Origin of the sequence: Kitasatospora sp. NPDC058184 (assembly GCF_042883725.1) — a bacterium.
Lineage (GTDB): Bacteria > Actinomycetota > Actinomycetes > Streptomycetales > Streptomycetaceae > Kitasatospora.
In genome coordinates, this window is record NZ_JBHVVE010000002.1 from 376,697 (window position 1) to 398,758 (window position 22,062).

At 74.5% G+C, this 22,062-nt stretch carries 19 protein-coding genes; 11 read left to right on the forward strand and 8 right to left on the reverse strand.

Annotated elements, in window-relative coordinates; all coding sequences use genetic code 11:
• Positions 1–30: 30 nt before the first annotated feature.
• From ACFVXH_RS04915 to ACFVXH_RS04925, 3 genes are all read left to right on the forward strand, one after another.
• Positions 31–696 (forward strand): GntR family transcriptional regulator, encoded by a 666-nt coding sequence (locus ACFVXH_RS04915; RefSeq protein ID WP_387820226.1) that lies wholly within the window; start codon positions 31–33, stop codon positions 694–696.
• Between the two features lie 193 nt (positions 697–889).
• The gene (gene aceE, locus ACFVXH_RS04920) at positions 890–3,616 is read left to right on the forward strand and encodes a pyruvate dehydrogenase (acetyl-transferring), homodimeric type (RefSeq protein ID WP_387820228.1); all 2,727 of its coding nucleotides are present in this window, start codon (positions 890–892) and stop codon (positions 3,614–3,616) included.
• A 189-nt stretch (positions 3,617–3,805) separates the two neighbouring features.
• Positions 3,806–4,591 (forward strand): enoyl-CoA hydratase, encoded by a 786-nt coding sequence (locus ACFVXH_RS04925; protein WP_074004199.1) that lies wholly within the window; start codon positions 3,806–3,808, stop codon positions 4,589–4,591.
• 106 nt (positions 4,592–4,697) lie between these two features.
• Here ACFVXH_RS04925 and ACFVXH_RS04930 read toward each other — a convergent pair whose 3' ends face one another.
• Positions 4,698–6,581, reverse strand: a complete 1,884-nt coding sequence (locus ACFVXH_RS04930; protein ID WP_387820231.1) for an NAD-binding protein — start codon at positions 6,579–6,581, stop codon at positions 4,698–4,700.
• Between the two features lie 173 nt (positions 6,582–6,754).
• On the opposite strand from ACFVXH_RS04930, the gene ACFVXH_RS04935 reads away from it, so the two are divergent.
• Positions 6,755–7,354 (forward strand): HdeD family acid-resistance protein, encoded by a 600-nt coding sequence (locus ACFVXH_RS04935; protein WP_049652737.1) that lies wholly within the window; start codon positions 6,755–6,757, stop codon positions 7,352–7,354.
• A 122-nt stretch (positions 7,355–7,476) separates the two neighbouring features.
• Here ACFVXH_RS04935 and ACFVXH_RS04940 read toward each other — a convergent pair whose 3' ends face one another.
• Genes ACFVXH_RS04940 through ACFVXH_RS04950 form a run of 3 tightly spaced genes read right to left on the reverse strand, consistent with a single transcriptional unit; the run spans position 7,477 to position 10,286 of the window.
• A complete protein-coding gene (locus tag ACFVXH_RS04940; protein WP_387820233.1) occupies positions 7,477–8,112 on the reverse strand; it encodes a DUF6461 domain-containing protein in 636 nt (211 codons plus the stop codon).
• A gap of 46 nt (positions 8,113–8,158) precedes the next feature.
• Positions 8,159–9,634 carry a CoA transferase gene (locus tag ACFVXH_RS04945; protein ID WP_387820235.1) on the reverse strand — a complete coding sequence of 492 codons (1,476 nt, stop codon included), beginning with the start codon at positions 9,632–9,634 and terminating at the stop codon, positions 8,159–8,161.
• A gap of 22 nt (positions 9,635–9,656) precedes the next feature.
• Complete coding sequence (locus ACFVXH_RS04950) at positions 9,657–10,286, reverse strand: LysE family translocator (protein WP_387820237.1); 630 nt, start codon at positions 10,284–10,286, stop codon at positions 9,657–9,659.
• 228 nt (positions 10,287–10,514) lie between these two features.
• Between ACFVXH_RS04950 and ACFVXH_RS04955 the strand changes: the two genes are divergently transcribed.
• Both ACFVXH_RS04955 and ACFVXH_RS04960 read left to right on the forward strand, forming a co-directional pair.
• A complete protein-coding gene (locus ACFVXH_RS04955) occupies positions 10,515–10,973 on the forward strand; it encodes an Lrp/AsnC family transcriptional regulator (protein WP_049652743.1) in 459 nt (152 codons plus the stop codon).
• Positions 10,974–11,031: 58 nt separating this feature from the next.
• Positions 11,032–11,739, forward strand: a complete 708-nt coding sequence (locus ACFVXH_RS04960) for an N-acyl homoserine lactonase family protein (protein ID WP_049652745.1) — start codon at positions 11,032–11,034, stop codon at positions 11,737–11,739.
• 136 nt (positions 11,740–11,875) lie between these two features.
• On the opposite strand, the gene ACFVXH_RS04965 is transcribed toward ACFVXH_RS04960, so the two are convergent.
• On the reverse strand, positions 11,876–13,105 hold the full coding sequence (locus ACFVXH_RS04965) for a cytochrome P450 (RefSeq protein WP_380775797.1): 1,230 nt from the start codon (positions 13,103–13,105) through the stop codon (positions 11,876–11,878).
• 758 nt (positions 13,106–13,863) lie between these two features.
• Between ACFVXH_RS04965 and ACFVXH_RS04970 the strand changes: the two genes are divergently transcribed.
• Positions 13,864–14,781, forward strand: a complete 918-nt coding sequence (locus ACFVXH_RS04970) for a hypothetical protein (RefSeq protein ID WP_074004194.1) — start codon at positions 13,864–13,866, stop codon at positions 14,779–14,781.
• 327 nt (positions 14,782–15,108) lie between these two features.
• Here ACFVXH_RS04970 and ACFVXH_RS04975 read toward each other — a convergent pair whose 3' ends face one another.
• Positions 15,109–15,375, reverse strand: coding sequence for a zf-HC2 domain-containing protein (locus ACFVXH_RS04975; RefSeq protein WP_387820239.1), 267 nt, complete (start codon positions 15,373–15,375; stop codon positions 15,109–15,111).
• A gap of 16 nt (positions 15,376–15,391) precedes the next feature.
• On the opposite strand from ACFVXH_RS04975, the gene ACFVXH_RS04980 reads away from it, so the two are divergent.
• From ACFVXH_RS04980 to ACFVXH_RS04995, 4 genes are all read left to right on the forward strand, one after another.
• Positions 15,392–15,994, forward strand: a complete 603-nt coding sequence (locus ACFVXH_RS04980; RefSeq protein ID WP_387820241.1) for a sigma-70 family RNA polymerase sigma factor — start codon at positions 15,392–15,394, stop codon at positions 15,992–15,994.
• A 259-nt stretch (positions 15,995–16,253) separates the two neighbouring features.
• Positions 16,254–17,627, forward strand: a complete 1,374-nt coding sequence (locus tag ACFVXH_RS04985) for an MFS transporter (RefSeq protein ID WP_074004191.1) — start codon at positions 16,254–16,256, stop codon at positions 17,625–17,627.
• A 90-nt stretch (positions 17,628–17,717) separates the two neighbouring features.
• Positions 17,718–19,049, forward strand: coding sequence for a cytochrome P450 (locus ACFVXH_RS04990; RefSeq protein WP_387820243.1), 1,332 nt, complete (start codon positions 17,718–17,720; stop codon positions 19,047–19,049).
• A gap of 94 nt (positions 19,050–19,143) precedes the next feature.
• Positions 19,144–20,133, forward strand: coding sequence for an L-tyrosine/L-tryptophan isonitrile synthase family protein (locus ACFVXH_RS04995; RefSeq protein ID WP_387820245.1), 990 nt, complete (start codon positions 19,144–19,146; stop codon positions 20,131–20,133).
• Between the two features lie 32 nt (positions 20,134–20,165).
• Here ACFVXH_RS04995 and ACFVXH_RS05000 read toward each other — a convergent pair whose 3' ends face one another.
• Positions 20,166–20,975 carry an ABC transporter ATP-binding protein gene (locus tag ACFVXH_RS05000; RefSeq protein ID WP_387820247.1) on the reverse strand — a complete coding sequence of 270 codons (810 nt, stop codon included), beginning with the start codon at positions 20,973–20,975 and terminating at the stop codon, positions 20,166–20,168.
• The gene (locus tag ACFVXH_RS05005; RefSeq protein WP_049651665.1) at positions 20,972–22,060 is read right to left on the reverse strand and encodes an iron ABC transporter permease; all 1,089 of its coding nucleotides are present in this window, start codon (positions 22,058–22,060) and stop codon (positions 20,972–20,974) included. Before ACFVXH_RS05005 ends, ACFVXH_RS05000 begins: the two co-directional genes overlap by 4 nt.
• Between the last annotated feature and the right edge of the window lie 2 nt (positions 22,061–22,062).

Sequence of the window (22,062 nt, forward strand, 5' to 3'; positions counted from 1 at the left end):
CCACCTCCACCGGCACACCTGGAGCCCGCCATGAACCACCCGGTCCCGCCGCCGACTCCGGCCGGGGGCACCGACCCGCTGTCCCGGGTGCCGCTGGGCGAGCAGGTGCGCGGGCTGCTGCTGGAGGGCCTGCTGAACGGCTGCTGGCAGCCCGGGGACCGGATCGTCGAACGGCGCCTGGCCGCCGAGTTGAACGTCAGCCAGGCGCCGGTCCGCGAGGCGCTGCGCGCACTCCAGACCCTCGGGCTGCTCGACGCCGAGCCCAACCGGGGCGTGCGGGTGCGCGAGATCGGCCCGGCCGAGCTGCGCGAGGTCTACCAGGTGCGGGCCGCGCTGGAGCGGCTGGCCGCCGAGTCGGCGGTGGTCCGGCTGGCCGGGGACACCACCGCGCTGGAGCGGCACGCCGAGCGGATGGCGGCGGCCGCGGCGGCGGGCGACGCCCTCGGTCAGGCCCGGCACGGGGTGGCCTTCCACCGCGAGATCGTCGCCGCCTCCGGAAACGGGACGCTGCTGCGGGCCTGGGAGGGCCTCGGGGTCGAGGTGTGGACGGTGCTGTCGCTGCACCGGGTCCGGCCGGAGCTGCACGAGAACGCCGCCGACCACCGGCCGCTGATCGAGGCCTTCCGGCGGCAGGACCCGGCGGTCGGCCGGCTGCTGGCCGAGCACGTCCTGGAGTACGCCCGGCACTCCGACTGAGCCGCTCGGGCCGGGGTTGCCCTTCCGCATAAAGTTCGCATAGAGATGATCGATCATCTATCAAACTACCCACCAGTAGCGGTTGACGGGCCGCCCGATCACTCTCTACCGTCCAAATAGTTCCATGAAGAGAAATGCTATTCCGCATCCTGGAATAAGCACCCTGAAGCGCACCGGTAAAGGGGAACCACCCGTGTCCCAGCTCGACCAGCTTCCCGACCACGACCCCGAGGAGATCGCGGAGTGGCGCGCGTCCCTCGACGCCGCCCGCGACTTCGGCGGACCGAACCGCGCCGCCCACCTGCTGCGCCGCCTCGTCGAGCACGCCGAGCTGCAGCGGCTCGACGTCCCTCCGCTGCTGGACACCCCGTACGTCAACACCATCCCCACCGCCGCCGAACCGGAGTTCCCCGGCGACGAGGAGATGGAGCGCCGGATCACCGCCTGGAACCGCTGGAACGCCGCCGCCATGGTGACCAGGGGCAACCACCGCGGCGGCCTGGGCGGGCACATGGCCACCTACGCCTCCGCCGCCTGGCTGTACGAGGTCGGCTTCCAGCACTTCTTCCGCGGCAAGGAGGCCGACGGCTCCGGCGACCAGCTGTACGTGCAGGGCCACGCCGCCCCCGGCGTCTACGCCCGCGCGTTCCTGGAGGGCCGGGTCTCCGAGGCCCAGCTGGACCGCTTCCGCCAGGAGGCCGGCGGCGACGGCCTGCCCTCCTACCCGCACCCGCGCCGGCTGCCCTGGTTCTGGGAGTTCCCGACCGTCTCGATGGGCCTCGGGCCGCTCTCCGCGATCCACCAGGCCCGGTTCAACCGCTACCTGACCGCGCGCGGGATCAAGGACACCTCCGGCTCGCACGTGTGGGCCTTCCTCGGCGACGGCGAGATGGACGAGCCCGAGTCCACCGCCGCGCTCGCGCTGGCCGCCCGGGAGGGCCTGGACAACCTCACCTTCGTCGTCAACTGCAACCTGCAGCGCCTGGACGGGCCGGTGCGCGGCAACGGCAAGATCGTGCAGGAGCTGGAACGCCGCTTCCGCGCGGCCGGCTGGAACGTGGTCAAGTCGCTGTGGGGCGAGGCCTGGGACGAGCTGCTGGCCCGCGACACCACGGGCGCACTGGTCCGCCGGCTCGGCGAGGTGCCGGACGGACAGTTCCAGACCTACGCCGCCTCGGACGCCGGGTACGTCCGCGAGCACCTCTTCCACAGCTCGCCCGAACTGCGGGCGCTCGCCGACACCGTGGACGACCGGCGGCTGATCGAGACGGTCGCCACCTCCCGGGGCGGCCACGAGCCGCGCAAGGTGTACGCGGCCTACCGCGCGGCGCTGGAACACCGGGGCGCGCCCACCGTGGTGCTGGTGCAGACCGTCAAGGGCTGGACGCTCGGCCCCGGCTTCGAGTCCCGCAATGCCAACCACCAGATGAAGAAGCTCTCCGGAGCCGAGTTCCGGGCCATGCGCGACCTGCTCGAACTCCCCATTCCGGACGCCGCGTTGAACGACCCGCTGCCCCCGTACGCGCACCCCGGCCCGGACTCGCCGGAGGCCCGCTACCTGCGCGAGCGCCGCGCCGCACTGGGCGGGCCGGCGCCCGCCCGCCGGGTGCGCTTCACCCCGCTGCCGGCCCCGCCCGCGAAGCCCTTCGAGACGCTGTTCAAGGGCTCCGGCAGCCAGGAGATCGCCACCACCATGGCCTTCGTCCGGCTGGTCAAGGACCTGCTGCGGGACAAGGCGACCGGCCACCGCTGGGTGCCGATCGTCCCGGACGAGGCGCGCACCTTCGGCATGGAGTCGCTCTTCCCGACCGCCGGGATCTACTCCCCGCTCGGGCAGACCTACGACCCGGTCGACCGCGACCAGCTGCTCCACTACAAGGAGTCGACGACCGGCCAGATCCTCAACGAGGGCATCACCGAAGCCGGTTCCATGGCCTCGCTGACCGCCGCCGCGACCTCGTACGCGACCCACGGCGAGCCGGTCGTCCCGTTCTACATCTTCTACTCGATGTTCGGCTGGCAGCGCACCGCCGACCAGATGTGGGCGATGGCCGACCAGTTGGGCCGCGGCTTCCTGGTCGGCGCCACCGCCGGCCGCACCACCATGACCGGCGAGGGCCTCCAACACGCCGACGGCCACTCCCAGTTGATCGCCTCAACCAACCCGGCCGCGCTCTCCTACGACCCGGCGTTCGGCTACGAGGTGGCCGTGATCGTCCGCGAGGGCCTGCGCCGGATGTACGGCGGCAGCGAGCAACACCCCCACGGCGAGGACGTGTTCTACTACCTCACCGTCTACAACGAGCCGCTGGTGCAGCCCGCGCTCCCGGACGGCGAGGAGGTCGTGGACGGCATCCTGCGCGGCCTCTACCGCTACCGCACGGCGGACGCCGCCGCGTCGTCCGCCACCCCGGCCGTCGACCTGCCCGCCGACCCGCCGCGGCTCCAACTGCTCGCCTCCGGCACCGCCGTGCAGTGGGCCCTGACGGCGCAGCGGCTGCTCGGCGAGGAGTGGGGCGTGGCGGCCGACGTCTGGTCCGCACCCTCCTGGACGGAGCTGCGCCGCGAGGCGCTGGACTGCGACGCGGCCAACCTGGCGCAGGCCGCGGCCGGTACCGGCGCGGCGGCCCGCGTCCCGTACGTGACCAGGGCGCTGGCCGGGGCACCCGGGCCGGTGCTGGCGGTCAGCGACTGGATGCGCGCGGTGCCGGACCAGATCCGCCCGTGGGTGGAGCAGGACTGGACCTCGCTGGGCACCGACGGCTTCGGCCTCTCGGACAGCCGGGCGGCGGCGCGGCGGCACTTCGGGGTGGACGCCGAGTCGGTGACGGTCGCGGCGCTGGCCGCGCTGGCCCGCCGGGGCGAGGTGAAGGCGGAGACCGTACGGCAGGCGGCGGAGCGCTACGGCGTCCGCTTCTGACCGGCCCGGCGTCCGTCCGGCCGTCGCTCCGTCCCGCCGCCTCCGTCCGACCGCCCCGCCGCCGCCTCCGTCCCCTGGTGACCGGCGTCTCGCATACCAAGACTGGCGCGAGGCGGGGCACGTCGTAGATCGTTGGGTGGTCAGGGCGCGCCCACGGGCGCCGAGCAGCGGAAATGGGAGTCGACGGCGATGACCGAGACCGAGACCTACGAGACGATCCTGGTCGAGCGCAAGGGCCGGGTGGGGCTGATCACGCTCAACCGGCCCAAGGCGCTCAACGCGCTGAACACCCAGCTGATGAACGAGGTGGTCGCCGCCGCGACCGCCTTCGACCGGGATCCGGAGATCGGCTGTCTGGTGATCACCGGCTCGGAGAAGGCCTTCGCGGCCGGCGCCGACATCAAGGAGATGCAGGGCAACCGGTTCCCGGACGTCTACCTGGACGACTGGCTGGGCCCGTGGGACCGGCTCGGCGCCCTGCGTAAGCCGGTGATCGCGGCGGTCGCCGGGTTCGCGCTGGGCGGCGGCTGCGAGCTGGCCATGCTGTGCGACGTCCTGCTGGCGGCGGACACCGCGAAGTTCGGGCAGCCGGAGATCAAGCTCGGCGTCATCCCGGGCATCGGCGGCTCGCAGCGGCTGACCCGGGCGGTCGGCAAGGCGAAGGCCATGGAGCTGTGCCTGACCGGTCGGATGATGGGCGCCGAGGAGGCCGAGCGGGCCGGGCTGGTCTCCCGGATCGTCCCCGCCGACCAGCTGCTGTCCGAGGCGCTGGCCACCGCCGAGACGATCGCGGCGATGTCCGCCCCGGCCGCGATCATGATGAAGGAGAGCGTCAACCGCGCCTTCGAGACGACGCTCGCCGAGGGCGTCCGCTTCGAGCGCCGGCTCTTCCACGCGGCCTTCGCCACGGCGGACCAGAAGGAGGGCATGACGGCCTTCGCCGAGAAGCGCCCGCCGGAGTTCCAGAACCGCTGACGGCCGAGGACGGCTGACAACTGACGGCCGACGGATAACAGCTGACAGATTTCAGATTTCAACATCTGAAATCTGTCAGCTGAACCCTGTCCGAGGACAGCCTCGCTCAGCCCTGCTCCTCCACCGCCACCGTGTTCAGCCGGGCGAGCCCGCTGCGGGTGGCGGCGACCACGATCTGGTCGCCCGGGGCCAGCCGCCGGGTGCGGTCGGGGAAGTTCCACTGCAGCTGTCCGCCGTGGGCGAAGCGCACCGCGATCACCCGGACGCCGCCCGGGTCCTCCAGGTCGTGCCGGTTCAGCCCGATCAGCCCGCTGCCGTCCTCCACCGTCAGCTCGGCGATCAGCAGCACGTGCCGGAGCACCGACAGCGTCCCGCGCACCTCGCGCCCCATCAGCGCCGCCGCGAAGGCGGGCGCGGCCAGGTAGGACACCGACCGGGAGGCCGCGTTGTCCAGCGTCTTGTAGAAGTGACTCGCGAAGTCGTCCTCGAACAGCCGCACCACCACCCGGACCTCGGGATTCCCGTGGCGCGCCTCCAGGGCCGCCTCCAGGTTGGTGGCGTCGTCCCCGCTGACCGCGACCAGCGCCCTGCTGTGCTTCAGCCGGGCCCGGCGCAGCTGCTGTTCGAACGGGCCGTCGCCCATCACCACCGGGATCCCCAGTGCCCGTACGGCGGCGATGCCGCGCGCCTGCGGGTCCCGCTCCATGCAGACCACCGGCACGCCCATGGTGTGCAGCTGGGTCGCGACCCGGGTGCCGACGTTGCCGAGGCCGACGACGATCACGTGGTCCCGGGTGCCCGCCCCGGGGTTGCGCGGCTGCCCGCGCCGCCCGGAGCCCAGCACCTCGACCGCGATCGCGGTGGCGACCGGCGCGAAGGTGATCCCGCAGATGGTGATCACCACCTGCGCGACCCGCTGCCAGAACCCGCCGGTGCCCGCCCCCGTCCCGGCGGCGACGTCGGAGAGCTGGTCCGGCTGGGCGGCGCCGGCCAGGTCGAGCAGTGCGATGTAGACGGTCCAGCCGAAGTTCCGGTTGAGGTACCAGAGCACGCCGAAGGCCAGCAGCACCGCCGCGAGGGCGGTGAGCAGCACCAGGCGCATCCGGGCGCTGGTGAAGAAGCGCATGGTGTCGAGCAGCCGCCAGCGCAGCCGTCTCATCCAGTCGATCGGTTCCCGGGGCTCGATCCGCAGCACCTGGAGCGCCGCCCGGCCACCCGGCTCCCCCTCCCGGGCGGGGCCGGGCGAAGGCACCGGACCGGCCGGCGGCATCGGCCCGGCCGAAGGCTCCGGGTCGGCCGCCGGCGCCGGTTCGGGTCGTACGCCACCGGGGCGGATCGGCCCCTGGTCGCCGAACTCGGCGGCGAGCCGGACGAATTCGGCCGAGTCGCCCTGCTGCTCGGGCAGCAGCCGGATCCTGCCGAGGTCCTGCCGGTCGATCTGGTCGGCGACCACGCAGATCCGGTCGGAGGTGATGTCGTCGTCGAACGCGATGTGCAGGTAACGCCCTTCGATCTCCACCGAGTTGGGCCGCCCGAGCGCCGCGGAGGCGAAGGCCGGGGCGGCGGTGGCGGAGCCGGAGAGCGCGGCACCGTTCCTGAGCAGCCGTTCGATGTTCTCGCCGAGCCGCTGGTTGAACATCCGGAACACGATGCGGATGTCCGGGTTGTGGTTCTGCGCGCTGAGCGCGGCATGGATGTTCTCCTGGTCGCTCCCCTCGACCAGGGCGAGGCCGCGCGCGGTGCCGATGGACACCGCGCGCAGCGCCTCCTCGGTGACGCTGGTGTACTCCACGACCGCCGCCACGCCGGAGAGTTGCTCGATCTGCGGCGCGTGGTCGCGGGTCCGGTCGGCGACCAGGACGACGACCGGCACCTCGTAGTGCTCGACGAGTTCCAGGACCAGTCGGTGTGCCAGCGCGTTACCCCCGCAGACGATGTAGTGCTGGCTGATCGGCTCGACCGGAGGGGTCCCCCACCCTTCAGAAGTCATACCGACGGATGGTATCGACGGCAAGTGTCCGGAGGGTGACGTTCCGGCGACCGCGGCGAATCCCCCGAACGGCCGTATCCGACGCGCGGTCCGACCGTGGCACGGAGAGGCTGGGGTTCGATCCCTGCCCGTCAGCCGGCCGCCCCGGCGTCAGCCCCGAGGAGTACGCCACCGTGGCCCCTCCGATCATCACCCCCGACGGCACCCCGGTCCAGGGTCCGCTCGGACTGCTCGCCAAGGCCGCCTGGCAGGTCCTGCTGGTCGCCGGACTCGCCTCGCTCGCCCTCGGGATCGTGGTCTTCGCCTGGCCCCGGGAGACGCTCCTGGTGGTGGGCGTGCTGTTCGGCCTCTACCTGCTGGTGATCGGCATCGTGCAGCTGATCGCCGCGTTCGGCACCCACTCCACCACCGCGCTGCGGGTGCTGGCCTTCATCAGCGGCGCGATCTGCGTGCTGCTGGGACTGCTCTGCTTCCGCAGTGCGGTGCAGTCGCTGCTGCTGCTCGCGCTCTGGATCGGGATCGGCTGGCTGTTCCGCGGCATCACCCAGCTCGCCGCCGCAATCTCCGACCCGATGATGCCCGCCCGGGGCTGGCAGGCCTTCGCGGGCGTGGCCAACACCCTGGCCGGTGTGCTGCTGATGGTGTGGCCGGTCGGGTCGATCACCGCGCTGGCCGTACTGTCCGGGTGCTGGCTGGTGATCCTGGGCCTGGTCGAGATCGTGACGGCACTCCAGGTCCGCAGCCGGGCCAAGCAGATCCCGTCCGGGGTCTGACAACAGCCGTCCTATAACACCGAGGCCGCGTCCCGCCGGGGCGCGGCCTCAGCGCTGGGCGGAACGGCTCACGGACGCGGAGCGGCTCACAGGCCCGGAACGGCTCACGGGCACGGAGCGGCTCACGGACGCGGGGCGTAGCCGATCCGGAAGGTCGCGGCCTCCAGCCGTTCCGGGTCGAGCCGGACGTCGGTCAGCCGCTCGGCGAGCGCGAACGCGGCCTCGCCGCACCGGTCGTACGCCTCCGTCTCCAGCTCGAAGCCGCAGGCGGTCAGCAGCTCGGGGATGCCGGGCGCCTCGGCGTCCGTGCCGTCCCGCTGGTCGGGGAAGAGCGGCTCGAAGTGCAGCCGCTGGATGCCGTGCTCCCACCAGTGGAAGTGGTCGGCCCCCAGGGCGTTGCGGTAGTGCGAGACCAGCCGGGTGCCCTCGGCGAGCCGGAGGATCTCCTTCTCCAGGATGCCGAGGTAGCCGAAGGGCTCCACCGCGAGTGCCCAGCCGTCGAGTTCGGTGACGGCGACGAGCAGCCGGTCCTCGGCGGGGTCGAACAGCTCCCTGGCCTCGGCGTCGGCCCCGTTCGTGTAGGAGCTCCAGCGGGCCACCACCTCCTCCAGCCCGACGGCACCCGTCCCCGGCAGGGCGTTGAAGCGGCGCAGCAGTTCACCGGCCTCGAGCCCCTGCACCTGGGTGAGGCAGCAGGCCTCACCCAGGACGGGGTAGCGCCGGGTGAACCAGGTGTAGTCCGTGGCGTGTGCGGTCATGACGGCGATGCTGCCAGACGCTTCGGACAGCGCCCGCCCGAGGCCGTCAGAGCCAGACCGGCTCGTCCGTTCCCCAACGCCCCGGCGGGCGCGACCAGTCGGCGGGCGCCCCCTCGTACCCGATCGGCGGCAGGGCGTGGCGCAGCCGCCCGTACGGGGAGTCGACCTCGGCCAGCCGGCGGGCGGGGTCGTAGGGCTCGGACGGGCCTCCCCGCGGCGTCTCCGGTTCGATGCCGTGCAGCAGCCAGGAGGCCGTGCCGGCGAGGGAGAAGCGCAGGTGGCGGCCGCCGGGGCGGCGGGTGCGCTGGTCGGTGAGGGAACGCAGCACGGCGGCGGCGACGAGGTAGCCGGTGCCGTGGTCGAGGGCCTGGGCGGGCAGCACGCCGGGGCGGCCGCCGGTGCCGGATCCGGTCTCGGGGGCGGCCTCGTGGGCGGCGATGCCGACACCCGCCTGGACCAGGCTGTCGAAGCCGCGCCGCCCGGCCCAGGGGCCGGTCCAGCCCCAGGCGCAGAGCTGGGCGAGGATCAGGTCCGGGCGACGGGCGAACAGCGCGTCGGGGCCGAGGCCGTGGGCGTCGAGGGAGCCGGGGCGGTACGCGGAGACGACGACGTCGGCGGTGGCGAGCAGGCCGTCGAAGACGGCGCGGTCGGCGGGCTCGGCGAGGTCGAGGCGGGTGGAGCGCTTGCCGAAGCCGGTGTCGGCGTGGGCGTCGTCGGCCTCGGGCAGCCGGGGCGAGTCGACCCGCAGGACGTCGGCGCCGAGCAGGGCGAGGGTACGGGTGGCCACCGGTCCGGCGATCACCCGGCTGAGGTCGAGGACCCGGATCCCGGCGGCGGGCCGGTCCACCGGGGCCTGGCCGAGCGGGCGGACCGGCGCGGTTCCGGCGGCGGCGCCGACCTCCAGGTGCTCCACGAGGGGGTGCACGGCGCTGCTCACCGGCACGACGGCCACCGCAAGCGCTCCCGCCGCGTACGCACGCTCCTGGATCAGCTCGGCCGGCAGCCTGCCGAGCACCTCGGCGAGCTGCTCGGGCCCGGCGTCCGCGGCGAGGCCGAGGGCGGAGAGCAGCCGGGTCCGGTGGTGCGGGTAGTTGGCGTGGGTGCGCACCCAGCCGTCGGCGGTGCGCCAGAAGCCGGAGTGCGGGGCGAAGTTGACGGGCGCGCGGCCGTCGACCGTCAGGTGCCGCTCACTGACGAAGGCGGTGGCGACGGCCCCCTGGTCCACCCGGACGGCGGGGACGGACGCGGCCAGGGGAGCCGAGCCTCCGGCGCGGTGGGACGCGAGCTCGGCGGCGGCCAGTGAACAGACCGCCACGGTGGCCCGGGCGAGCCGGCGCACCGGCAGCCCGGAGGGCAGGACGTCCTCCGGGCCGTGGAAGGTCACCCGCTCCAGCAGCTCGGGCGGTCCGCCGAGAGCCGCCCAGGCGTGGGCGGTCGGGCGGTCGACGGCTCCGGCGGCTGCCGCCGTTCCGGTGGTTCCAGTGGCTGCGGTGGTTCCTTCTGGCAACGGGCGCTCGGTCATGCCCGGCATTGTGCTCCCGTTCTCAGGCGCTCGCTGTGACGCCCGCCACCAGCATCAACAGCACCGCCGAGACCATGGTCATCCGGCGGGCCGCCTGCGGGGTGCCGCCGAACCGGCCGCCGAGCCGCCCACTGGCGTACGCGACCAGCCCGTACACCACCGCGCAGGCCAGCACGTTGAGCGAGCCGAGCGCGAGCACCTGGCCGCCGACCGGCAGGGCGGCGTCCGGGTCGACGAACTGCGGCACCAGGGACAGGTAGAGCAGCAGGCCCTTGGGGTTGAGCAGCGCGGTCAGCATGCTCTGGCGCAGCACCGTCGCGGTGGGCTGCGGCTTGGGCGCGGCGAGGGCGGCGGCGTCCCCGCTCTTGCGCAGCGCCAGCAGCATCATGACGGCCAGCACCAGCAGGTACGCGGCGCCGGTGAGGCGCAGCACGGGCAGGGCGGCCGGGACGGCGCGCAGCGCGGCGGCCAGTCCGGCGCTGGAGAGCAGCGTGTGGACGGCGTACCCGGCGCAGACTCCGCCGACCGCGATCAGCGCGGCACGGCGTCCCTGACCGAGGCCGCGGGCGGCGATGTAGAGCCAGTCGGGGCCCGGGGTGCAGACCAGCAGGAGGTCGACTCCGAGGAAGAGGAGGAGGGCGTGGGTGTCCATGGGTGTGGGCGTGGCCTGTCGTGCTCGTCGCGGTGTGGGCCCGGCGGATCGGCCGGGGGTCGTTCCGGCGGGTCGGCCGGAGGTTGTTCCAGCGGCCTGCCGGGGTGCCCCGGGGATCTGCCGGAGTGACCCGGCAGCGGGTTCGGTCACTGAAGGTAGCCGGATCGGGCTGGCACGCGATGGCGACTTCGTGCTGGTCGGAGCAGCGTTTTGGCAGAATGTTGCGCCATGGACCGAATCGACCGCAGAATCCTCCGCGAGCTCCAGCAGGACGGGCGCCTGACCAATGCCGAGCTGGCCTCCCGGGTGGACCTCACCCCGTCCCCCTGCCTGCGCCGGGTGCGTCAACTGGAGCAGGACGGTGTGATCCGCGGCTACCGGGCGGTGCTGGACGGCGCGGCGGTCGGGCGCGGGTTCCAGCCCTTCGTGACGATCACCATGCGTCACGAGGACCAGGTGACGGTCGCCGAGTTCGAGCGCCGGGTGGCCGAGCTGCCGGAAGTGGTGGAGGCCCACCGGCTGTTCGGCGAGCCCGACTACCTGCTGCGGATCGCGGTGGCCGACATCGCCGCGTACGAACGCTTCATCACCGACGTGCTCTCCGGCCTGCCGGGCATCGCGCAGGTCAACTCGCACCTGACGATGAAGCAGGTGAAGGCCGACCGGGGGCTGCCGGTCGGCGGGTAGGGTGCGAACGGGGGGCCCGCGCGGCCACCCGTACGGGGGCAGAGCGACGCACCGCGACATGGGGGCTGAATTGCACGTGATCCGCCGTCTCGACCTGGGGTACTTCGTCCGACCGGCCACCGAAGTGGGCGGCCCGGAGCCGCGCGTGGAACCGGTGCTCGCGTACCTGGTCCGGCGTCCGGAGGGACTGCTGCTGTTCGACACCGGGATCGGTGGCGGCGAGCCGGAGACCGAGGCGCACTACCGCCCGGTCCGCCGCCCGCTGCCGGAGGCGCTCGCGGCGGCCGGGGTCGCCGTCGCCGACATCGACCTGGTGGTCAACTGCCACCTCCACTTCGACCACTGCGGCGGCAACCCGCTGTTCGCCGGCACGCCCGTCCTGGTCCAGGCCGAGGAGCTGGCCACCGCCCGGCGCGGCGGATACACCATCGACGCACTGGTCGACTTCCCCGGCGCCGAGTACCGCGAACTCGACGGGGAGGCCGAGGTCTGGCCGGGCGTCCGGGTGCTGCCCACCCCCGGCCACACCGGGGGCCACCAGTCGCTGCTGGTGGACCGCCCGGGCGGCGGCCCGGTCCTGCTGGCCGGGCAGGCCTACGACTTCGCCTCCGAGTACGGGCAGGCGGTGCTCGCCCGGCGGGCGGTGCGCGAGGGCGTGGCCCCGCCGCTGCCCGGGTACCGGGCCTGGCTCGACCGGGTGGCCGAGCACGGGCCGCACCGGGTGCTGTTCGCGCACGACAACGCGGTCTGGGAGCCGGCCGAGTAGCCGCCGGAGCCCCGGCTGTCCGGAGGGGACCGGTCGCTCAGGAGGTCCGGGGCGTCCGGGGCGGTCTGGACCTCCGGGGCGCCCAGGGTGGCCAGGGCAGCCGGGACATCTAGGGCGGCCGGGGCGCTCAGGAGGCTCAGAAGGTGAAGCGCAGCGAGCGGACCCGGTGGTCGAAGCTGGACGGGACGAGCTGCGGCTCGCCGACCGACCGCGCCTCGGGAAGGCGGGTGAACAGCTCGCGGAACAGCGTCGTCATCTCCTGCCGGGCCAGGTGCGCGCCGAGGCAGTAGTGCGGACCGCCGCCGCCGAAGCCGAGGTGGGCGTTGGGCGTGCGGGTGATGTCGAAGACGTCGGGGTCGGGGAAGACCTCCTCGTCGCGGTTGGCCGAGCCGTAGAACAGCGCGACCTTCTCCCCCGCGCGCAGCAGCGGGCCGCCGGAGCCGCCCAGCTCGTGGTCGACGGCGAGGGTCCGGTTGAACTGGATGATCGGCGTGGCGTGGCGGACCATCTCGTCCACCGCGCCGCCGAGCCGACCGTCGAGGTCCTCGAGCAGCAGGGCGCGCTGCTCGGGGTGGACGGTCAGCAGGTGCAGGCCGTGGGCCAGCGCGTTGCGGGTGGTCTCGACCCCGGCGACCAGCAGCAGGCTGAAGAAGGCGCCCAGCTCGCGCCCGGTGAGCCGGCGGCCGTCCACGTCGGCGGTGACCAGCGCGGAGATCAGGTCCTCCTCCGGCCGGCGACGGCGCTGGCGGCCGATCCCGGCGACGATGCCCTGCATCCGGGCGAGCGCCCGCAGCCCGCGCCCCGGCACCCGCAGCCGGCGGCGCAGCGGCCGGGCCACACCGATGTCCTCGGAGGTGCGGTTGACCAGGTCGAGGATGGTGCGGCGCGGCCGCTCCGGGATGCCCATCATGGTGCAGATCACCTGGAACGGGAGTTCGGCGGCGACCGCGGTCACGAAGTCCTCCGGCCGCTCCCGCTCGATCCGGTCGACCAGCTCGGTGCTGATCCGCCGGACGTCCTCCTCGACCCGGTCGAGCAGCCGCGGGGTGAACGCCCGCGAGACGATCCGGCGCAGCTGGGCGTGGCGGGGGTCGTCCAGGTTGACCATCGAGTCGCCGAACAGCAGCCGGACCCAGCGGGCCGGGACGGGGGTGGTCACACCGGGGCCGCTCAGGAACACGGCGGGGGTGCGGCTGGCCTCGACCACGTCGGCGTGACGGACCAGGGCGTGGAAGCCGCGACCGGTGGCGCGGTCGCCGAAGAACACCGGACCGGGGCGGCGGCGCAGCTCGGCGAAGGCGGCGGCGCGGTCGGGGGCGGGAAGCTGCCAGAAGCCGGGGTCCGCGAGGTCGACGGACGCGGGCAGGGCGGCGGGCTCGGTCGGCTTCGCGGGCTCGGCCGGGGTGGCGGCCTCGGCCGACTCCGCTGCTTCAGCCGGGGTGGCGGGGTCGGCCTCGTCGGCGGGCTCGGTGGATCCGGGTGGGTCGGCCTGCTCTGCGGCCTCGGCCGGTTCAGCGGTTCCGGCCGCCTCCGCGGCTTCGGTCGGCTCTTCGGCTTCGGCCCGCTCTGCGGCTTCGGCTGGTCCGGCGACGTCGGCCGACTCGGCGGCTTCGGCCGGTCCGGCAGCTTCCTCAGCCTTGGCCGACTCCTCTGCTTCAGCCGGCTCGACGGCTTCGGCCGGTTCGACAGCTCCGGCCGGGGCGGCGGCTTCGGCCTGCTCGCCGAGTTCCTCGGCTTCGACTTCAACCACGGCCGTCGCCTGTTTCCGGCCTGTCGCCTGCTGCGGGACGGTCGGCTCCGTGGGGGCAGCGGACTTGGCATTGTCGGCAATGGGCGCCGAGGTATCCGTCGGGGTCTCCAAGGCCGGACCTCCCTGCTTCTGAACAGCGTCGTCCCGATACGCACCGTACGGGGTGGTGCACATTAAGTGAGCAATGGGGTAGGTGCTGTCAAACCGCCCCGATGGTCCTACGAGCCGTTGTTCGGTTCGTCGCGTCGGGTCGGCGGGCCGAACGGGGTGGCGATCCGGCGGGCTCCGGGGGCCGGCGGCCGGGCATGGTCTCACGGCACAGAACCGGCCATGACCGGAGGGTGCACTACGGGCCGGGCAGGGCGGGTGCGACGATGAGTGCCATCGTGATGACCGACCGGATCCGCCTGCTGCGCGCCGTGGTCTTCGCCGCGCTGTGCGTGGCGATGGCCGCCACCGCGCACGTCGCCATGGCCGGATCCGGAGTCTCTCCGACGGTACTGGCCGGCGGGTTCGGGGCGGTCCTCGGGCTGACCTGGCTGCTCGCCGGGAAGCGGCGCGGACTCGGGGTGATCAGCCTCTGGATGGTCGTGGCGCAGACCGCGCTGCACCAGTTGTTCGAACAGGCCGCGGCGTTCTCCCGAGGGGGCGGCGGCCTCGGCCGGCTCGCCACCACGGACTGGGCCGCCCTCCTGCTCTGCAACCCCGACCGGGCGCCCGGCGGGCTCTCCCCGGTCGAACTGGCGCGGATGGCGGGCATCGACCCGGACGTCCCGCCGGCCACCGGCAGTCTGCGGCCGGCGGCCGGGACGCACCACGGGGGCTCGGGCGCGACCGCCGTGGACGCGGGCCTGCCCGGGATGACCGGGATGCCCGACGGACCGCACATGATGCCCGACGGCGCGTTGCACGGCGGCGGGTCGTACGGCACGGCGCAGGATCTGGTGAGCGCACCGGCGCAAGGACCGGCGCACGACATGGCGCACGGGATGTCCCACGGCATGTCACCGGGGATGGCCGCCGCCCACGTGCTCGCCGCGCTGGCGTGCGCGCTCCTGCTCTGGCGCGGCGACGCGGCGCTGGTCCGGCTCTTCGAGCTGCTCGGTGCGCTCGGCGCGGTGGTCGCGGGCGCGCTCCTGCTCCCGCTGCTGGCGCTGTTCGCGCGCCCCTTCGGCTACCGGGCCCCGGCACCGCCCCGCCCGGCCGACGACCGGGCCCGGCCGCCCCGGTCGGTGCTGCTGACGCATGCCGTGGTCCGGCGCGGGCCGCCGGCGTTCGCCCTCGCCTGCTGACGCGCCCGCCGCTGCTCCTCCCCGCCCGGCCACCTCCGGCCACCGGGGCCCCGCGACGGGCAGGTCGCCCTGCCGTACGGCCGCGCCCCGCGCCGTCGTGCCGTCAGGGTGCGGGCCGTCGTCCGCCGCCGCGCCTCCCCAGGGCCGGCGTGCCGCGCGGCTGCCCATGGACGCCGACGGTGCCGCCCTGCGCGGTGCCGCTCCCCGCCTTCCCCTCGGGACCTTCCCATGCCTGACTTCGACGGCGCACCGGCTCCGGCCGGCGCCACCGTCCCGCCGTTCCCGCTCCCCCGGACGCGCCCGCCCCGCCGGGCACGCCCACCGCGCCTAGCGCTCGACGGACCGCGGTCCGTCCGGAGCACGGCCTTCGGGGCCGCCCTCGCCCAGCCGGGCCAGCAGCCCGGCCGACCACTCGGGCGAGGGCCCGTCGGTGGCGTCCGCCCGCACCCGGCCGTGCAGCTGCTCGGCCCTGGCCAGCCACTCCCGGCAGCCGGCGCAGCGCGCGACGTGCTTGTCCAGCCGGGCCTCCGGCAGACCGCTCGGTTCGCCGTCGAGCCGGGCGGACAGAGCGGTACGGAACTGCGCGCATCTCATACGACCATCGTCCCGCATGGCCGTGTCGCCGGGACCGGCCGGGCGGGGGGCCGCCGTGGATGACGAGCAGCTCACCGCACTGGCGCTAACCGCCCGCTCCGGACGGGCAGCCGACGTCGAGGCCTTCGTCCGGGCGACCCAGCGGGACGTCTGGCGCTTCGTCGCCCACCTGACCGACGTGCAATCCGCCGACGACCTCGCCCAGGAGACCTTCCTGCGCGCACTGCGCGGCCTGCCCGCGTTCGCGGGGCGCTCCTCCGCCCGCACCTGGCTGCTGTCGATCGCCCGACGGACGGTGATCGACCGGTACCGGATGGCCGCCGCCCGGCCGCGCTGCGCGGCCCTGCCGGACTGGCAGGAGGCGGCGGAGCGGCAGGGCGGCGCACCGACGGCCGGGTTCGAGGACGGCGTCGCGCTCGGCGACCTGCTCGACCGGGTGCCCGCCCAGCGGCGCGAGGCCTTCGTGCTGACGCAGGTGGTCGGCCTGAGCTACGCCGAGGCGGCCGAGGTCGCCGGTTGCCCCGTCGGGACCGTCCGCTCCCGGGTCGCCCGGGCGCGGGAGGAGCTGGTGGCACGCCTGCGCGCCGCCGAGGCCGGGGAACTCGCGACCGCCTGCTGAGCGGCAGGCGGGCGGCTGGCAGCGGGCAGCGGCGGACAACTGACAGCGAACAGATAACAGATTTCGAAATCTGTTATCTGTTCGCTGAAAGCTGTCGTCTGTCAGCTGTCCGTTGTCCGTTGCCAGCCGTCGACTGCCGGCTGCCGAGAAGAAATCCCCCAAGTGTTCGGAACCGGAGCCCCCTCGCCACCGACTGCTGTACCGGACCCCGCCGCCGAGGCGGCGTCCGGTCCAGCAGTACGGGAGACGGAGGGACTTCATGACGGCGCAACCAACCCCGACCGCCTCATCTCTGACGGAGCGTCAGCAACCACCGGCGGACCGCTGGAGCCTGGTCGTCGCCGCCGGACTGCTGTCCTTCGTCGCCATGCTCGACATGAACGTGGTCAACCTCGCGCTCACCGACATCTCGGCCGGCCTGCACGTCTCCCCCGGGGTCGCCCAATGGGCCGTCCTCGGGTACCAACTCCCGCTCGTCGCCCTGCTGTTGCCCGCCGGTCGCTGGCTGGACCAGGTCGGCACCCGCTCGGCCCTGCTGCTCGCGGTCGGCTGCTTCGCCCTGTGCAGCGTGCTGGCCGCCTGCGCCCCGTGGGCCGGTTGGCTGATCGCGGCCCGGCTGCTCCAAGGCGCCTTCGGGGCCGTGCTCTTCGTCCTGATGCCGGTGCTCGCCGCGACCTCCGTCCGGCCCGAGCTGCGTGGCCGGGCGATGAGCGTGCCCGCGACACTCGGTCCGCTCGGCGCCGTCACCGGGCCGGTGATCGGCGGTCTGCTGCTGGACCACCTGGGCTGGCGGGCGATCTTCCTGGTGAAGCTGCCGGTCTGCCTGGCCGCCGTGCTGATCGTGCGGCGCCATGCCCCGCGCCGCGGCGGGCTGCGGCCGCCCGACCGGTCCTCGCTCGGCGACGCCGCGCTGATCGGCGCCGCCGTGGCCGCCGTCCTGCTCGGGCTCACCCTGGCCCCGAAGTCCGCGCTGTGGCTGCTGCTCGTCCTGCCCGCCGTTCCGCTGGTGCTGCTCTGGCTGCGCCGCCCGGGCGGCCGACCGGTGGCCGAGGTGCTGCGGGCCGCCGGGACCGCCGGGGTCAACGCCTCCGTGCTGGCGCTCGCCGCCGGCTTCGCGGCCTGCCACTACCTGCTCGCCCAGCACCTGCGCGGCCCTCGGGGCGAGAGCGCCACGGCCACCGCGCTCACCATGCTGGCGTTCCCGCTCGGCATGGTGCTGGCCGGCCGGGTCGGCGGCCGGCTGGCCGACCGCTGGGGCGCCCGCCCGACCGCGCTCACCGGCGCCGCCGTCACCACCCTCGGCCTGGCCCTGCTCGTCCCGCTGGACACCGGCTGGTCCGCCCCCGAGATCGCCGCGCGGCTCGCCCTCGCCGGTGCCGGGATGGGCCTCAACGGCGGCCCCACCCAGGCCCTGGTGATGTCCGCCTCCCCGCCCGGGAAGCTCGCCACCGCCGGCTCCGCCGTCCAACTCGCCCGCAGCCTCGGCTTCGCGCTCGGCCCGGCCCTCGCGACCGCCACCGCCCTGGCCGGGGCCCGCGACACCACCGGGACCCGGGCCGGAATCGCCCTGGCCGCCCTCGTCGCGGCCACCGCCGTCGCGCTGCTCGCCCTGCACCGCCGCCCCAGGCCCTGACCGCCCCACCCCGCGCTGCATCGCACCGCGCCGCACCCGCCCGAGCGCACCCCACCACCCCACCCCCTCCCCACCGAAGGACCGCTTCAGATGACCGACACGATCCCCGACCCGGCCGCCACCGACGACGCCCCGCGCTGCCCGTACGGGTACGACCGGCTGCCCTCCCCCGTCCCGCTGTACGGTCCGGAGTACAAGCGCGACCCGTACCCGCTCTACCAGCGGATGCGCGAGGTCGGGCCGGTGCACCGGGTGGAGTTCCCCAGCGGCATCCACGCCTGGCTGGTCACCGGCTACCGGGCCGCCCACGCGGCCCTCAACGACCCCCGCCTCGGGAAGAACCACACCCTCGGCAACGACAACTGGCGCCGGCTCGCGTCGATCATGCCCGAGCCCCAGCACTCGCAGCTCCAGGTCCACCTGCTCCACCAGGACCCGCCCAAGCACACCTCGATGCGCCGGCTCGTGCTCGACGCCTTCGCCCCGCGCCGGGTGGAGTCGCTGCGCCCCCGGTTCCAGGAGCTGGCCGACGCCCTGGTGGACGAGCTGCCGGAGTCCGGCGGCGCGGACCTGGTGGCCGGCTTCGCGGCCCACTACCCCTTCCGGGTGCTCGCCGAAGTCATCGGCCTGCCGCCCGAGTTGGCGGACCGCTTCGACCGGGACTGGGGCAAGGTGGTCCAGCCGGTCGGCCCGCAGGACCCCGGCCGCCCGGCGTACGAGGCCCGGCTGCGCGGCCTCCAGACGTACATCGCCGACGTCGTCGCCCGTAAGCGCGCCGACTGCCGGGAGCCCGGTTGGGCGGCGCAGGAGGACCTGCTGGGCCGGCTCGTCGCAGCCCATGACGCGGGCGAGTTGAGCCGCGCGGAGCTGGACTCGATGGTGTTCCAGCTGCTGGTCGCCGGGCAGGAGCCGGTCACCAACCAGATCACCACCATGCTGGTCACCCTGCTGCGCCACCCCGAGCAGCTCGCCCGGCTGCGCGAGGGCGTCGACGAGCCCGGCCGGCTCGCCCGGGCGGTGGAGGAACTGCTGCGCCACGACGCCGCGTTCGAGCTCACCACCTGGCGGTTCTTCGCCGAGGACAGCGACCTGTTCGGCACCACCGTCCCGGCCGGCGACTCGGTGATCGTCTCGCTCTGCGCCGCCAACCGCGACGACGCGCAGTTCCCCGAGCCCGACCGCCTCGACCTCGACCGCACGCCCAACGCCCACCTGGCCTTCGGCCACGGCATCCACTACTGCCCCGGCGCCGCGCTGGCCCGGGCCGAACTCCAGGTCGCCCTCGCCACCCTGCTCACCCGGCTGCCCGGGCTGCGTCCGGCCGAGGCGCCCGGCGACGGCCTGGCGGACCTGGCCTGGGTCCCCGCCGTCCTGGCCCGCGGGGTGAACCGGCTGCCGGTCGCCTACGACCACCGCCGCTGACCCCCGGGCGCACCGCGCCCCGGCTCCGACCGTCCGGCTCCGCCCGCCCGGAGCCCGAAACCCGTACCGCACCGCCTTTCGTGGAGGACCCACCATGCCGCCCGTCGGCACCGCCCCTGCCGTCATCACCCCCGACGCCCTCACCACTGCCACCAGCGCCCCCGACACCGGCACCCCCGCCGCCGCCCTCGCCGCCCGCGTCCTCGGCCTGCTGCTGCCGCACCGCCGCGCCGCGGACCCGGAGTTCGACGCCCGCCCGGAGCACTTCCCGCTCCAGCTGGCGCAGTTGGCGGACTTCATCGCCGCCGGCGAACCGATCGTCCTGACCCTGCCCGGCTTCCCCTGCAAGTCGCCGAACCCCGCGAAGGTGCTCGGCCACCTGCCCGACGAGGGCGAACGGCTGTCGCTGACCTTCCTCGACGGCCTGTGCGCCGAGATCGGCCGCCTGCACGCGCCCGGTGCGCGCATCCTGATCTGCTCGGACGGGCACATCTTCGGCGACCTGATCAACGTCCCGGACGACCACATAGACGCCTACTCGGACGCCCTGACCGCCATGATCGCCCGCGAGGGCCTGGCCCACCTCGACACCTTCGACCTGCGGGCCGTCCTCGGCGACCTCCCGTACGACGAGAAGCGCGCCCGGGTGCACGCCCGGTACGCGCCGAGCGTCGAGGAGTTGCGCGAACAGGTGCTGACCGAGGAGGAGACCCTGCGGCTCTACCGGGGCATCACCCGCTTCCTCACCGAGGACACCGTCGGCTTCACCGGCACCCGCTCCGCCCTCCAGCGGGAGTGCCGCCGTCGCGCCTACGGCGTGATCCAGCGCAGCCGCGCCTGGGGCGAGTTGATCGCCGAGCACCACCCGCGCGCCGTCCGGCTCTCCATCCACCCGCAGCCGGCCGGGGCGTCCAAGTTCGGCATCCGGCTGCTGGCGGCGGCCGACTCCTGGACCACCCCCTGGCACTCCTCCGTGCTCCACCGCGCCGACGGCCGGCGGGAGTTGCTGCGCAGCGACGCGGCCGCCCGGCTCGGCCGACTGGTCCTGCGGGACGGCCGGCCGAGCCACTACGAGTCCCGCTAGGCCGCGGTCCCGTACGGGAAGGGACGGAACACCTAGCGCCCCGGCGCGGCGGCCTCCGCCTCCGCCGCCGCTGCCGGGGCGCGGTGGTCGAAGGCGATCAACGGGTCGCCGGTGAGCGGGTGTTCGACCACCGCGGCCCGCACCCCGAAGACCTCGGCCAGCAGCTCGGCGGTCAGCACCTCGCGCGGCGTCCCGGAGGCCACCAGGGCGCCGCGGTGCAGGACGTGCAGCCGGTCGCAGACCGAGGCGGCGGCGTTGAGGTCGTGCAGGGCCACCAGGGTGGTGCGGCGCTGCTCCCGGAGCAGGGCGAGCAGTTCGACCTGGTGCCGGACGTCCAGGTGGTTGGTCGGCTCGTCCAGCACCAGGACGTCCGGCTGCTGGGCGAGCGCCCGGGCCAGCAGCACCCGTTGCCGTTCCCCGCCGGACAGTTGGGCGAACCGGCGGTCGGCGGCCCCGGCCATGCCGACCCGGGCCAGCGCCTCGGCCGTGATCCGGCGGTCCTCGGCGTCGTCGGCCGCGAAGGCCCGCTTGTAGGGCGTGCGGCCCATCGCGACCACCTCGCGGACGCTCAACTCGAAGTCCCCGCCGCGCTCCTGGGGCAGTGCCCCGATGTGCCGGGCGGACTCGGCGGGCCGTAGCTCCGCCAGGTCCCGCCCGGCCAGCAGCACCCGCCCGGCGCTGGGCCGCAGGTGCCGGTAGACGGTGCGCAGCAGGCTGGACTTGCCGCTGCCGTTGGGTCCGACCAGTCCGGCGATCTCCCCCTCCTCGGCGATCAGGTTGGCCCCGGCCAGCACCGTCCGGCCGGCCAGGGCGACACTCAGGTCCTCGACGGCGATCCTCAACTGCGCTCCAGTCGTCGGTCCAGCAGGTAGAGCAGGGTGGGGGCGCCGAGGACGGCGGTGACCACGCCGATCGGCAGTTCCTGGCCGTCCAGGGCGGTGCGGGCCACCGTGTCGACGACGACCAGCAGCAGCGCCCCGGTGAGCGCGGACAGCGGCAGCAGCCGCCGGTGGTCGGCGCCGACCAGCAGCCGGCACACGTGCGGCACCATCAGCCCGACGAAGCCGATCGCCCCGGAGACGGCGACCAGCACCCCGGTGAGCACACTGGTGACGACGAAGACCTCACGGCGCAGCCGGGCGACGTCCACGCCGAGCCCGGCGGCCGTCTCGTCGCCCATCAGCATCGCGTTGAGCCCCCGGGCGCGGGCCTGGAGCAGGGCCAGTCCGAGCGCCACCGCGACGGCCGGGACGGCGAGTTGGGCCCAGACGGCGCCGCCGAGGCTGCCCATCAGCCAGAACAGCACGCCCCTGGTCTGCTGCTCGTCGCGGGTCTGCAGGACCAGGTAGCTGGTGATGCCGCCGAGGAACTGGGCGATGCCGATGCCCGCGAGGACCAGGCGCAGCGGGGAGAAGCCGCCACCGCGCCGGGCCATCAGCCAGACCAGCGAGAACGCGGCGAGCGCGCCGGCGAACGCCGCCAGGGAGACGGTGAGGCCGAGCGCGCTGCCGAAGGAGAGCTGGAGCCCGAGGGTGGTGCCGAGGACGATCGCGGCGACCGCGCCGAGCGAGGCCCCGGAGGAGATGCCGAGCAGGTAGGGGTCGGCGAGCGGGTTGCGGACCAGGGCCTGCACGGCGGTGCCGACCAGGCCGAGCCCGGCGCCCACCACGGCCGCCAACAGGGCACGGGGAACGCGCAGTTGCCAGACGATGAGATCACGGGTGCCTGGCTCCGGGGCCCGACCGGTGAGCCGGCGGGCGACCACCGACCAGACCTCGGCGGCCGGGACGTCCACCGAGCCGAGCGAGACGGCGGCGGTCAGCGCGAGCACCAGGGCGACGACGAGGACGGCGGCCAGCGGCCCGGCCCGCAGGATGCGGGCCGGGCGGACTTCGCCGCGCTCCTTCCGAGCGGTGGCCGACGTCACCG

Bases quoted from the DNA above. Each gene is read 5' to 3' on its own strand.
- ACFVXH_RS04915 (WP_387820226.1), top strand. From the start codon at position 31: ATGAACCACCCGGTCCCGCCGCCGACTCCGGCCGGGGGCACCGACCCG.
- ACFVXH_RS04925 (WP_074004199.1), top strand. From the start codon at position 3,806: ATGACCGAGACCGAGACCTACGAGACGATCCTGGTCGAGCGCAAGGGC.
- ACFVXH_RS04930 (WP_387820231.1), bottom strand. From the start codon at position 6,581: ATGACTTCTGAAGGGTGGGGGACCCCTCCGGTCGAGCCGATCAGCCAG.
- ACFVXH_RS04940 (WP_387820233.1), bottom strand. From the start codon at position 8,112: ATGACCGCACACGCCACGGACTACACCTGGTTCACCCGGCGCTACCCC.
- ACFVXH_RS04945 (WP_387820235.1), bottom strand. From the start codon at position 9,634: ATGACCGAGCGCCCGTTGCCAGAAGGAACCACCGCAGCCACTGGAACC.
- ACFVXH_RS04950 (WP_387820237.1), bottom strand. From the start codon at position 10,286: ATGGACACCCACGCCCTCCTCCTCTTCCTCGGAGTCGACCTCCTGCTG.
- ACFVXH_RS04955 (WP_049652743.1), top strand. From the start codon at position 10,515: ATGGACCGAATCGACCGCAGAATCCTCCGCGAGCTCCAGCAGGACGGG.
- ACFVXH_RS04960 (WP_049652745.1), top strand. From the start codon at position 11,032: ATGGGGGCTGAATTGCACGTGATCCGCCGTCTCGACCTGGGGTACTTC.
- ACFVXH_RS04970 (WP_074004194.1), top strand. From the start codon at position 13,864: ATGAGTGCCATCGTGATGACCGACCGGATCCGCCTGCTGCGCGCCGTG.
- ACFVXH_RS04975 (WP_387820239.1), bottom strand. From the start codon at position 15,375: ATGAGATGCGCGCAGTTCCGTACCGCTCTGTCCGCCCGGCTCGACGGC.
- ACFVXH_RS04980 (WP_387820241.1), top strand. From the start codon at position 15,392: ATGGCCGTGTCGCCGGGACCGGCCGGGCGGGGGGCCGCCGTGGATGAC.
- ACFVXH_RS04985 (WP_074004191.1), top strand. From the start codon at position 16,254: ATGACGGCGCAACCAACCCCGACCGCCTCATCTCTGACGGAGCGTCAG.
- ACFVXH_RS04990 (WP_387820243.1), top strand. From the start codon at position 17,718: ATGACCGACACGATCCCCGACCCGGCCGCCACCGACGACGCCCCGCGC.
- ACFVXH_RS04995 (WP_387820245.1), top strand. From the start codon at position 19,144: ATGCCGCCCGTCGGCACCGCCCCTGCCGTCATCACCCCCGACGCCCTC.